The sequence below is a fragment of the Streptomyces sp. MMG1533 genome (genome assembly GCF_001279775.1).
In the GTDB taxonomy this organism is placed as follows: Bacteria; Actinomycetota; Actinomycetes; order Streptomycetales; family Streptomycetaceae; genus Streptomyces.
This window is the reverse complement of record NZ_LGDG01000216.1, coordinates 1-12,107: the sequence shown is the minus strand read 5'-3', so window position 1 is coordinate 12,107 and position 12,107 is coordinate 1. Positions and strand designations below refer to the sequence as shown.

Annotated in this window: 8 protein-coding genes; 2 read left to right on the top strand and 6 right to left on the bottom strand. The window is 69.6% G+C overall.

Annotated features, from left to right (window positions below; genetic code table 11):
- The first annotated feature begins 42 nt into the window (after positions 1 to 42).
- The gene (locus ADK57_RS23105; RefSeq protein WP_053751430.1) at positions 43 to 600 is read left to right on the top strand and encodes an acyl-CoA thioesterase; all 558 of its coding nucleotides are present in this window, start codon (positions 43 to 45) and stop codon (positions 598 to 600) included.
- Positions 601 to 667: 67 nt separating this feature from the next.
- Here ADK57_RS23105 and ADK57_RS23100 read toward each other — a convergent pair whose 3' ends face one another.
- Positions 668 to 2,131, bottom strand: a complete 1,464-nt coding sequence (locus tag ADK57_RS23100; RefSeq protein WP_078973289.1) for an LCP family protein — start codon at positions 2,129 to 2,131, stop codon at positions 668 to 670.
- 300 nt (positions 2,132 to 2,431) lie between these two features.
- On the opposite strand from ADK57_RS23100, the gene ADK57_RS23095 reads away from it, so the two are divergent.
- On the top strand, positions 2,432 to 3,469 hold the full coding sequence (locus ADK57_RS23095) for a glycosyltransferase family 2 protein (RefSeq protein WP_053751428.1): 1,038 nt from the start codon (positions 2,432 to 2,434) through the stop codon (positions 3,467 to 3,469).
- A gap of 14 nt (positions 3,470 to 3,483) precedes the next feature.
- Here the strand turns inward: ADK57_RS23095 and ADK57_RS23090 are convergent, their stop codons facing one another.
- From ADK57_RS23090 to ADK57_RS23070, 5 genes are all read right to left on the bottom strand, one after another.
- On the bottom strand, positions 3,484 to 5,094 hold the full coding sequence (locus tag ADK57_RS23090; protein ID WP_053751427.1) for an LCP family protein: 1,611 nt from the start codon (positions 5,092 to 5,094) through the stop codon (positions 3,484 to 3,486).
- 81 nt (positions 5,095 to 5,175) lie between these two features.
- Positions 5,176 to 6,870, bottom strand: coding sequence for an LCP family protein (locus tag ADK57_RS23085; protein WP_053751426.1), 1,695 nt, complete (start codon positions 6,868 to 6,870; stop codon positions 5,176 to 5,178).
- Between the two features lie 159 nt (positions 6,871 to 7,029).
- Positions 7,030 to 8,706, bottom strand: coding sequence for an LCP family protein (locus tag ADK57_RS23080; RefSeq protein ID WP_199830661.1), 1,677 nt, complete (start codon positions 8,704 to 8,706; stop codon positions 7,030 to 7,032).
- A 73-nt stretch (positions 8,707 to 8,779) separates the two neighbouring features.
- The gene (locus ADK57_RS23075; RefSeq protein ID WP_078973288.1) at positions 8,780 to 10,525 is read right to left on the bottom strand and encodes an LCP family protein; all 1,746 of its coding nucleotides are present in this window, start codon (positions 10,523 to 10,525) and stop codon (positions 8,780 to 8,782) included.
- Positions 10,526 to 10,755: 230 nt separating this feature from the next.
- The gene (locus tag ADK57_RS23070) at positions 10,756 to 12,039 is read right to left on the bottom strand and encodes an LCP family protein (protein WP_078973295.1); all 1,284 of its coding nucleotides are present in this window, start codon (positions 12,037 to 12,039) and stop codon (positions 10,756 to 10,758) included.
- Positions 12,040 to 12,107 lie beyond the last annotated feature (68 nt).

Genomic DNA, 12,107 nt, shown 5'->3' with positions numbered 1-12,107 from the left:
ACACAAAATCCCGGCTTGTCACCTCGGCATAAGGTGGAGGCCATGACAGATCAGGCCTCCGCCGCGGAATCGGAGACTCCGGATATCCCGGGCAAGCCGACCTCGGCGTCCCGGACCACGCTCAGCCACATCATGACCAACGCCGACACGAACCTCCTGGGCACCGTGCACGGCGGCGTGATCATGAAACTGGTCGACGACGCGGCCGGCGCCGTGGCCGGCCGGCACAGCGGCGGGCCGGCGGTCACCGCGTCCATGGACGAGATGGCGTTCCTGGAACCGGTCCGGGTCGGCGACCTCGTCCATGTGAAGGCCCAGGTCAACTGGACCGGCCGGACCTCGATGGAGGTCGGGGTGCGCGTGCTGGCCGAGCGGTGGAACGAGTCGAACCCGGCCACCCAGGTGGGCTCCGCCTACCTCGTCTTCGCCGCCGTCGACGCCGACGGCAAACCGCGCCGGGTGCCGCCGGTGCTCCCGGAGACCGAGCGCGACAAGCGGCGTTACCAGGAGGCCCAGATCCGCCGCACCCACCGGCTGGCGCGGCGACGGGCGATCATGGAGCTGCGGGAACGGCGGGCGGCCGAGGGCTTCGAGGACTGAGCGCTGCCCCGAGGCCCCGTGCCGGACGCGGTAGGGCAACGCACCTGCGAGGGCGACGACCGAACCCCTACTGACACAACACCTCGTTCCCCCGCACCACCCCTGACTTCCCCTGTGGCGGATCCATCGCCCGCACCTTCCGCACCTCCCGGAAGTCCGCCCCGGCGATCACCTTCAGCGTCGCGCCGAGCCCCTTCACCGCCCGCAGCTCGCTGCCCGGCAGCGCGGCCGCGAGGGACTTCGCGGAGCGGTCCCAGCGGGGGTCGTAGGCGACGACCGTGCGCTTGAGGGTGCGGTCGGCGGCGTTCACCGGGAGCCGGGTCGTGCGGAAGCCCGTCGCCGCGAGCGCCGTGTCCACGCGCTTGCCCAGGCCAGCCGTGGCCGTGGCGTTCTCCACCTGGACGCGGATCTGCTGGGGGGCGACGTCCACGCGGAGGGCCTTGGCCTGCGGCTTGCGCACGGACAGGGGCTTGTCGTCGCGGAGGGACCGGAAGAGGCGGCCGGCCTTTCGGGCGTCCCATTTCAGGGTGGAACCGACGCCCTTCACGGCGTATCCCATCTGCCCGATCGGCACCGTCGTGAACTCGGAGGAGGACGGGGAGAAGTTGCGCATCGCCCGGCCGAGGTCGAGCAGCTCGTCCGTGCCGAAGCCCTTGTCGGCGCGTACGGAGCCCAGCACGGCCCGGGTGATGTCACGGAACTTCATCGGGTTCAGCAGGATCCCGGAGGACGTCGTGCGGTCGATGAGGGCGGCCAGGAACCGCTGCTGGCGCTGCATCCGGCCGAGGTCGGAGGCGCCGTCGACGTGGCGGGAGCGGACGTACTGGAGGGCCTGGCCGCCCTGGAGGGTATGGGTGCCGGGCGGGAGGTCGAGGCCGGTGTACGTGTCCTTCAGCGGCTCGGCAGCGCAGATCTCGACCCCGCCGAGCACGTCGACCGTCTTCATGAAGCTGGCGAAGTCGACCTCCAGGTAGTGGTCGATCTTCACGTGGGTCATGCTCTCGACGGTCCGGACGGTGAGCTGCGGGCCGCCCTCCGCGTACGCCGCGTTGATCTTGATGGGGTGGCCCCGGTGCCGTTTCCCGGTGGTCCGGTCGGTGTGCTCCGGGGTCACGGCGTACGAGTCGCGCGGCAGGCTCACCACGCTCGCCCGCTCCCGGTCCTCCGAGATGTGCACGAGCATCATCGTGTCGGTGCAGCGGCAGGGGGCGCCGCCGAGCCGGTACTTCTGCCGCTCGGCCTCGGCGATCTTGTCGCGGCCGTCCGTGCCGACGAGCAGGACGTTCATGCCGTGGCCCGCCCTCGGGCGGTTCTTCATGTCCTTGAAGGGGTCGACCCGGGCGATGTCCGCGTCGAGGCTGGTGATCACCGCATGGCCGATTCCGGCCGAGGCGAGCACGACCACGGAGAGGGTCGTCACCGCCCGCATGGCCCAGCGCGGTTTTTTCCGTCGTACGGGGGGTCGCGCCGACCGCGGCGATTGCGGGCGGCGCCGGGGTCGGGCGGCTGGGGAGCGGGGCGGCGTGGGCATGGGGGACACCTCCGCTGGGGCCGGTCCGGCGGATCGGGCCGGATCGGATGGACGGTTGCTGTCAACCGAGGTGAGCGGGGTCCGGTGCGTCCAGCTGCAAGGCGGAGGAGGGAGTCGGCCAGGACGACAACGCAGCAGATGGGCGTGCCAGAGCCCGCGACCCCGGCAGGATCCGCCGAACCGGCCCCAGGGGCCGTACGTGGGATCGGGAGCACCGTAGGCCGATACGATCTGCGGCCCGGTGCACCGCCCCGGGCGGGGCGCATCGGTGTCCCCCATTCGCGGTAACGTTTGCGCCCTATGAACGCCAAGCCCGACGTGCAGCTCCCCGCCGTGTCCGTGATCATGCCCGTCCTCAACGAGGAGCGGCACCTGCGCGGAGCCGTCCAAGCGATCCTCGCGCAGGAGTACGCCGGCGAGATGGAGGTCGTGATCGCCCTCGGTCCGTCCAAGGACCGTACGGACGAGATCGCGGCCGAACTCGTCGCGGAAGATCCCCGTGTGCACACCGTGCCGAACCCCACCGGTCGTACGCCGGCCGCGCTGAACGCCGCGATCAAGGCGTCCCGCCACCCGATCGTCGTGCGCGTCGACGGCCACGGCATGCTCTCGCCGAACTACATCACCACCGCCGTACGGCTCCTGGAGGAGACCGGCGCGCAGAACGTCGGCGGCATCATGCACGCCGAGGGCGAGAACGACTGGGAGCACGCGGTCGCCGCCGCCATGACCTCGAGGATCGGCGTCGGCAACGCCGCCTTCCACACGGGCGGCGAGGCCCAGGCCGCCGAGACCGTCTACCTCGGCGTGTTCCGGCGCGAGGCGCTGGAGCGGCAGGGCGGCTACAACGTGGAGTTCATCCGCGCCCAGGACTGGGAGCTCAACTTCCGCATCCGGGAGGCGGGCGGGCTGATCTGGTTCTCGCCCGAGCTGAAGGTGTCGTACCGGCCCCGGCCGAGCGTGCGCGCCCTCGCCAGGCAGTACAAGGACTACGGCCGCTGGCGGCACGTCGTCGCCCGCTACCACGAGGGCTCCATCAACCTGCGCTACCTCGCCCCGCCGACCGCGGTGTGCGCGATCGCCGCGGGAATCGCCATCGGCGCTCTGCTCACCCCGTGGGGCCTGGTGATCCCCGGCGGCTACCTCGCGGCGATCGCCCTCGGGTCCCTGCCCGCGGGCAAGGGGCTGCCACTGAAGGCACGACTGCAGATCCCCGTCGCCCTCGCCACCATGCACATGTCGTGGGGCTGGGGCTTCCTGACCAGCCCGCGCTCGCTCGCCCGCAAGGTGATCGCGAGCCGGCGCCCCGCGGTGCACGCGGGCGCCGACGCGCACTGAGGGTCAGCCGGGCATCAGGACCATGTGAACCCCGGGTTCACATGCATGCAGGCGTCTTCGTCGGCGCCGTTGAGCGCCTCGGCGGACTCCGGGGTCTTGTCGTCCTCCTCGGGCGCCTTGTACGTCCTGCCCTCGCGCCAGTCGGCGCCCACGACGACCGTGACCCCGGAGACGTCCGTCGACCGCTCCACCGAACTCGCCGGAATCCCGAGGGACTTGGCGACGCGCTGGGCGTCCCCCTCCAGCTCGGCGCTCGGGTAGCGGACGACCGTACGATCCTCGCTCAGCGCGGACGAGGTGTCCGCGGCCGCCTTGGTGAAGCCCTTCTCCACGAGCAGCCCGGTCACGGTGCTCGCACGTCCTGACGCGGCGCGGAGGGTGTCGGTGCGGGTGCCGTTCTGGACGAGGACGCCGATCTTGTCGTCGTCGGCGGCCGGGTCGCCGGAGGCGGTCGCCGAGGGAGTCGGGGTCGCCTTCTTCTCGTCCTTGCCGTCCAGCGCGATGTCCTCCCGGACGAGGCGGAACAGCTTCTCGGCGTCCTTGGTCGGCTCCACGCGGGCGCCGACGTAGCGGTTGGGCATCGTGGTCATGGTGATGCGCTCCGGCTCGACCTGGCGCAGCTCGTTGCTGAGGTCGTAGAGCTTCTTGACGGTGTCGAGGCCCGTGTCGACCGTGAGCGCCTCGGTGGCCTCCTCGGCGAGCTTGCGGAGCTTGTTCGGGCTGCTCAGGGTGGCGTTCTCGCGCAGTGTCCGGACCATCGAGTTCATGTACATGTGCTGGGCCTTGGCGCGGGCGAGGTCGCTGCCGTCCTCGAAGCCGTAACGCGTCCGCAGCCACTGCAGGGCCTGCTCACCCTTCACCGAGGTGGTGCCCTCCTCCAGCTTCAGACCGGAGCCGTGGCCCTGGCTGTCGCGCGAGAGGATGTTGGCGTCCACGCACACCGGGACCCCGCCGACGGCGTCCGCCATCGACACCACACCCGAGAAGTCGACCATCACGAAGTGGTCGATGTGGATGCCGGTGAGCTCCTGCCAGGTGGCCACCGTGCAGCCGGGACCGCCGTGGCCGAGGCTCTGGTTGGTCATGACGCGGCCGTCGCTCGCCGGGTACACCTCGTCGTCGTCCGGGTCGGTGCACTTCGGGATCTTCACGAGGGTGTCGCGGGGCATGCTGACGACCGACATGTTGGAGCGGTCGGCGGACAGGTGCACCAGCATCTGCACGTCCGCCAGCGGCGTCGAGCCGAACGTCTCGCGGGCGCCGCCGAGTTGCTGGTTCTCCTCGGTGTCGCGGGCGTCGGAGCCGATGAGCAGGATGTTCAGCGGAATCTGACCGGCGGCGTTCGGCGTCGGTTCGGCGACCTTGTTGTCGCCGAGGTTGAGTTCGTCCTTCCTGATGTTGTCGTTCAGGTGCCGGTAGTAGAGGTAACCGGCGGTGGCCGAGCCCAGTATCAGCACGGCGAGCGTCGTCGCGGACCAGCGCAGCAGCCGGTGCCCCCGTGGTGACCGGCGCCCGCCGTGCCGGCTGCCGCCGGTGGTGCCGACCTTCTCGGCGGCCGGTTCGGCCTCCCGAACACTGTTCCGCGTCACTTCGAGTCCTCCCCGACCCACCCGCCCTCGCGCCATGGCGCGGCCCGCCGTACGTCCTGGAGACATACGACGGGCCCGTCAGGTTGCTCTATTTCGTCAACTTGCCCACACGAGCGGTCAACTTGCGCACTCGGCCTTGTCGGCCGTGGACTTCTCCACGTCCGGCGGCTCGACCGAGGCGCCGTTGAGCTTCACACCCGCGCCCTTGAAGTCCTTGCCCAGGATCAGGGTCATCGTCGGCTGTCCCTGGGAGTTGGTCACGCTCTCGCCCGGCTTCATGGCCGAGCCGGACAGGCCCATGATGTCCGCCAGCCGGCGGGCCTGGTCGGCCTGGTCGGGCGCGTACTCGAGGGTCGTCTTCGCCTGGTCGGCGTCCGCGTTGCCCGCGTTCTCCGACTTGCTGACGCCCGCGCTGTTCTGCAGCCAGTCCAGCTGCTTCTGCGCGCTGCCGGAGGTGGCCCCGCCGTTGAGGATCTGGACCCGCACCTGAGAGGCGTCGGCCTTGGTGCCCTTGAGGCGGGCCGCCACCGCGGCGGCTTCCTTCCTCTCCTGCGCCTTGACCTCGGTGAACGAGATGTCGTTCTGGATCATGTCGAAGACCTGGGGTGCTCTGGTCTTGTCGACGACCACGGTCACCTTGACCGTCTCGGCGGGGTTGTCCACCACGGGGATCGTGGTGAAGGTGATGTTCTTCGTCGGGACCTTCTTCAGCTCCAGGGCCATGTCCTTGAGCGTGTCGACCTTGCCGATGGCGGAGTCCACGGTGAGTGCGCTGGTGGCCGCCTCGGCCAGCTTCAGCAGTTTCGTGGGGCTGGTGAGGGTGTCGCCGGAGGCCATCTTGCGCATGAGCGAGCCCAGGAACTGCTGCTGCACCTTGATGCGGTCGAGGTCGCCGCTGTTGCCGAAGCTCTTGCGGGTGCGCAGGAAGGCCAGGGCCTGCTCGCCCTCGACCTTGGATTCGCCTTTGGGCAGGACGAGCTTGGACTCCTTGTCGTTGACGGCCTTCGCCACGCACACCTCGACGCCGTCCACCGCTGTGGTCAGCGTCTTGACCGCGTTGAAGTCGGCCATCATGAAGTGGTCGGGCTGGATGCCGGTGGCCTCCTTCACCGTCCGCATGGTGCAGCCCGGGTCCCGGCCGCTCTCGCCGAGGCTCCTGTTGAAGCGGACGCCCTGCTGCGCCGACACGGACACCTCGGTGCCGTCGTCCTTCGTGGTCGGGCACTCGGGGATGTCGACGATCAGGTCACGCGGGATGCTCAGCGCGGTCGCGTTGGAGCGGTCCTTGGAGACGTGCAGCAGGATCGTCGTGTCGGCGTGGCCGACGCTGCCGGAGTCGCCGTAGCCCTCGTTGCCCTCGCCGGTGCGCTTGTCGGTGCCGATGACGAGGATGTTGAAGGCCTCGTCCTTCCTGAAGCTGCTCGCGCCCGCGTCGCCGACGTCCTTCGTCTTGACGTTGCCCTCAAGGTGCTTGAGGTAGAAGTAGCCGGCGCCCACGGTGGCGACCAGGACGAACGCCATGCTGCCGCCGGTCCATAACACGACCTTCTTCGCCTTGGACTTCGTCTTGACCGGCCGACGGCCGCGCCTGCCCGGCAGCGGTTCCTCGGGGGCGGTCCTGCGCCTGCGCGGGGGCGGAACCTCACGGCCGGGGGCCGCGGGAGGCGCCGTACGGCCACTGCGCGGCTGGGGGACGACCGCTCTCGGCGCGGAGGGCGTCAGCCGCAGTTCGTATTCGCCGGTGTTCGGATTGCGTACCCACTGGTCTGCGGGGTCGACGTGCTCCGCCCGCTCACGGCCTGGTGCGTCCAAGGTTGTCCGAATCCTCCGTCAGGGCCACGCGGCGCCTTCCCCACTGGATCGCTCACACTATCCGCACGATTCGGCGACGAGTGAAGGTTTCCCCGGTTTCCCTTGAAAGGGAGTTCGACCGCGCGGCCCGGCCATGAGGCCCGACCACGAGGCAGGGCTCTACCAGCGATACGGCTTGTACACGTCCATGCACTGTCCGGTGTCGGAGCCGTTGATGGCGTCGGAATTGCTGGGCAGATCCCCGGCCTTGGGCGTCTTCTCCTTCGGATAGGCCGTGCCGGAACGCCAGTCGGCGCCGACGACGACGGTGACGCCCAAGACGTCCGTCGACTTCTGCACCGAACTCACCGGAATTCCCAGCGACTTGGCCACCGCCTGGGCGTCGCCCGCCAGTTCGGCGCTCGGGTAGCGCACGAGGGTCCGCGCCTCGGCGAGCGCCGCCGAGTTGTCCGTCGTCGCTTTGGCGAATCCGTTGCCCACGAGTTCCCGGGCGATGTCTCGCGCCCGGCCGCTGACCGGACCGAGGGTGGAGGAGCGGGTGGCGTTCTGCACCAGGACGCCGATCTCGTCGTCGGCCGCGGCGGGGTCGTCGGTGGTCTTGCCGGCGCTCGCCGTGCTTGCCGGGCTCGCCGTCTTGGCGTCCGACTCGGCGCCCTTGTCGTCGAAGGGCACGTCGTCGCGGAGCATCGCCCACATCTTCTCGGCGTCGGCCCCGGCCGGCAGCAGGTGGTTGGCGTTCTCGGTGTCCTCGACGGTCGGCATCGTCGTCATGGTGATGCGGTCCGTCGGCACCGTCTTGAGCTGCATGCCGAGGTCGTAGAGCTCCTTGACCGTGCCGATCTCCTCGGAGACCGTCAGGGAGTTGGTGGCCGCCTCGGCCAGGTCCATCAGCCGGCCGCCGTCGGTGAAGACGTTCTGGCTCTTCAGGGTGCGGATCATCGAGTTCATGTACATGTGCTGGGCGCGGGCCCGCAGCGGGTCGCTGCCCCAGGCATGCCGGGTGCGCAGCCACTGCAGGGCCTGCTTGCCCTTGACCTTCTTCGTGCCTTCCGTCATCTTCAGGCCGGAGCCGCCGGGCACGCCCGGCAGCGGGCGGTCCCACACGTTCTGGTTCACACAGACCTCGACGCCGCCGATGGCGTCCGCCATGCTCACCACGCCCGCGAAGTCGATCGTCATCCAGTGGTCGATGTAGATCCCGGTGAGGTTCTCCCAGGTGGCCAGCGTGCAGCCGGCTCCGCCGCGGCCCAGCGTCGTGTTGATGATCTCGTTGGTGGCCGGGTACGTCTTGCCGGTGTCCGGGTCCTTGCACGCGGGGATGTCGACCCGGGTGTCCCGCGGAATGCTCACCACAGCGGCGCTCTTGCGGTCCGCGGAGAGGTGGATGAGCATCTGCACGTCGGCCAGCGGCGGGTTGCCGCGGGTGTCCTTGCCGCCGCCGAGCGCCACGTTCGCGTCGGACGCACGGCTGTCGGAGCCGAGCAGCAGGATGTTCAGCGGCGTCTGCCCGGCGGAGTTCGGCTCGGTCTTGCGCGCCTTGGAGTCGCCGCTGCTGCGCTGGCCCTTCTCGATGTTGCCGTTGAGGTGCTGGTAGTAGAGGTATCCGGCGCCGGCCGTGCCCAGTATCAGCACCGCGAGGGTCGTCGCGGACCATCGCAGCACTCGGTGCCTGCGTTTGGCCTGCCGCCGTCGGCCGCGCCGTCCGCCGTGCCCGCCGCCGGAGGGTCTGCCGGAGCCGTCCCCGTCGTCCCCACGACGGCCGTCTTCCCGTCCCGCCCCACTCGCCTGCCGGACGCCCGGTCGCGTCCCCTCCCCGTGCACACTGCTGTGCGCCATCTCCGTTACCCCACCCTCGCGCCATCGACGGATCTGCTTTGCGCCCTGTCAGACGCAAAGCAGGCCCTTCAGGTCACTTGGCGCACTCGACCTTGTCCGCGGTGGACTGCTGGACTCCCTCCGGCGCCTTCGTCGGAGCGGTGAGCGACACGCCCGCGCCCTTGAAGTCCTTGCCCAGGGTCAGCGTCATCGTCGGCAGCCCCTGGGAGTTGTCCACGCTCTCGCCCGGCTTCATCGCCGAACCGGACAGGCCCATGATGGCGGCCAGCCGACGTGCCTGGTCGGCCTGATCGGGAGCGTACTCGAGGGTCGTCTTCGCCACCTCGGCATCGGCGTTGCCCGCGTTCTCCGACTTCAGCACGCCCTCTTCGTTCTGCAGGTACTCCAGCTCCGCCTGCGCGCTGCCCGCCTGCGCACCGCCGTTGAGGACGCGCACCCGCACCTCGGAGGCGTCCGCCTTGGTGCCCTTCAGACGGGCGGCCACGGCGGCGGCCTCCTTCTTCTTCTGCGCCTTGACCTCGGTGAACGACACGTCGTTCTTGATCATGTCGAAGACCTGGGGAGCCGACGACGGGTTGACCACGACGGTCGCCTTGACCTTCTCCGCCGGGTTGTCGATCACCGGCACCGTGGTGAACGTCAGGTTCTTGACGTTGAGCTTGCCCAGCTCCAGACCCAGGTCCTTCAGCTTCGTGATGCTGTCCAACTGGGAGTCGACGGTCAGCGCCTTCGTCCCCGCCTCGGCCAGCTTGATCATCTTTGCCGGGTTGGTCAGCGTGTCGTTGGACTTCAGCTTGCGCATCAGCGCGCTGAGGAACTGCTGCTGCAGTGTGATCCGGCTCAGGTCGCCGCCGAACCCGACCGCGTGCCGGGTGCGCACGAACGCCAGCGCCGTCTCGCCCGAGATGTGCTGCGTCCCCTTCTTCAGGTCGAGGTGCGAGTCCGGGTCGTTGATGTCCTTGGCGAGACACACGTCGACGCCGCCGACCGCCGTGGTCAGGGTCTTGACCGCGTTGAAGTCGGCGACGATGAAGTTGTCGGGGGTGACCCCGGTCAGTTCGGTGACGGTCCGCATCGTGCAGCTGGGCGTACGTTCGTCCTGGCCGAGGCTGGTGTTGAAGCGGACGTCGGTCGTGCCCGGGATGACCTTCTGCGAGCCGTCCTCCTGCGTGGTCGGGCAGTCGGGGACGTCGACGATCAGGTCGCGCGGGATGCTGAGCGCGGTCGCGTTCGAGCGGTCCTTGGAGACGTGCAGCAGGATCGTGGTGTCCGCGTGGCCGACGCTGCCGGAGTCGCCGTAGCCCTCGTTGCCCGCGCCGGTGCGCTTGTCCGTGCCGATCACCAGGATGTTGATGGCCTTGTCCTTCTGGAAGCCACCGGTGCTCGCGCCGTCGTCGGCGACGGACGTGATGTTGCCGTTGAGGTGCTTTATGTAGAGGTACCCGGCGCCCGCCGCGGCCACCAGCACGAACGCCATCGTGCCGCCGGTCCACAGCAGGATCTTCTTCGCCTTGGACTTCGTCTTGACCGGCCGGCGGCCGCGGCGCCCCGGCGGCGGCTCCTCGGGCACGCCCCGCCGTCTGCGTGGCGGCGGCACCGCCCGGCCGGGGGTCGCAGGGGCCGCGGGGGCCGCCGTACGACCGCGTGGCGGGGCACCCGCCCTGTCGCTGACCGATCTACGAGGACCGGGAACGGCCGACCGCGATGATTGCGGTGCGGAAGGGGTCAGTCGCAGTTCGTATTCGCCGGTGTTCGGGTTGAGCACCCACTGGTCTGCGGGGTCGATGTCGTCCGCCCGCCCACGGCCTTGCGCGTCCACGGTTGTCTGAACCCTCCGTCGGGGCCACGCGGCGCCTTTCCCCTCCAAAGGCGCTCGGGTCTCGGTCACGCAGTGCTCGACCGCAGGACAGGCCTCTGGTCGGATGCACCGGATCGCTCACACTAACTGCCTTGTTCGGCTCTGAGCGACGCCGGTGATTAATTCCACGTCACTACAACTGGGCAATCCGCCCATTTGCCCGGAGCCTGTGGGTCACCTTGGGGAACGCTTTACGCGCACGTGTCCTCGGCTGCCGTGTTCCCGCTGAACGTGGGTGCGGGCGAATTGACGGCAGAAGGGTCGCCGGACCGCTCACCGCCCGCCTCGCGGTCCCCCTCCTCGCCCCCACTCTCGTCGCTTTCCCCGTCGTTCTCGGCCGAATTGCGGCTTTTCGGCGCCGAGTCCGCCGAGTTCCGCGGAACGTTCTCCGCGACCTCCAGGGGCGTGTCCGTGCGCAGCCGCTCGAACAACTTCTCCGCCTCGGGTTCCACGAGCTGGTCACGATTGGCGTTGTAGACGTACGACTCCCTCGGGACCGTAAGGAATTGCACACGTTCGGTGGGGATGTCGCGCAGTCCGCGGACGAGTTCGTACAAACCACGCAAGCTCGCCAGATCAGGGTCGGTCGTCAGCGAAGAAGTGGCCGCGTCAAGGACCGGATAGAGCTTCACCGGATTCAGCAGTACGTCATTGCTCTGCACCTTGTGGACCAACGCCCCGAGGAACCGCTGCTGGCGTTCCATCCGGTCGGTGTCACTGCCGTTGCCCAGCGACTTGCGGGCCCGCACATACCCGAGGGCCTGCTCGCCGTCGAGCGTCACCCGCCCCGCCGGGAGCCTCAGCTTGGCCGCCTTGTCGCGGATCGGCTCGGCCAGGCACACCTCGACGCCGTCGACCGCGTCGACCATGTCCTTGAACCCGTGGAAGTCGACGACCATGTGATGGTCGACACGGATGTTCGTCAGCCGCTCCACGGTCCGGACCGTGCAGGCCGAACCCCCCACCTGGAACGCGTAGTTGAACATCGTGAACATGGGCTCGGTGCGGCTGCCGTCGGGCCGCCGGCAACTCGGCACGTCCACCATCAGATCCCGGGGCAGCGACACGGCGGTGGCACTGCCCCGCCCCGCCGCCAGATGCAAAAGGATCGTGGTGTCGGACCGCTCGGTCCCCGAATCCCGCCCGTAGCGCCGGTTCGCGTCCCCGGACCGCGAGTCCGACCCGATCACCAGAATGTTCTGCGCCCCCCGCACCAGCGAGGTCGGCCGCTCCCCCTCGTACCGCGCCAGCTCAGCCGCCGCCGCGTTGTCCGACGTGATGTTCCCGTCCAGCTTCGCGTAGACGGCCCACCCGGCCCCGCCGGCCGCGAGCAGGACGATCACGACCCCGACCCCGGTCCCTCGCACCCACCGCCGCCGGCGCCGCCGTATCAGCCCCCCACCGGTCGCGGAGGCCCCCACCCCCGGCCCGAGCGCTCGGGCCGGCGCGGAGGGCGCGCCTGCGGTGTCGGTCACGTCGGAATCCACCCCTCATGGCGAGCGAGCGTGTCGTGCGAGCTGCTTCTACGACCATGGCGTGGATG

Coding starts and splice junctions, on each gene's coding strand:
- ADK57_RS23105 (WP_053751430.1), top strand. CDS start 43: ATGACAGATCAGGCCTCCGCCGCGGAATCGGAGACTCCGGATATCCCG.
- ADK57_RS23100 (WP_078973289.1), bottom strand. CDS start 2,131: ATGCCCACGCCGCCCCGCTCCCCAGCCGCCCGACCCCGGCGCCGCCCG.
- ADK57_RS23095 (WP_053751428.1), top strand. CDS start 2,432: ATGAACGCCAAGCCCGACGTGCAGCTCCCCGCCGTGTCCGTGATCATG.
- ADK57_RS23090 (WP_053751427.1), bottom strand. CDS start 5,094: ATGGCGCGAGGGCGGGTGGGTCGGGGAGGACTCGAAGTGACGCGGAAC.
- ADK57_RS23080 (WP_199830661.1), bottom strand. CDS start 8,706: ATGGCGCACAGCAGTGTGCACGGGGAGGGGACGCGACCGGGCGTCCGG.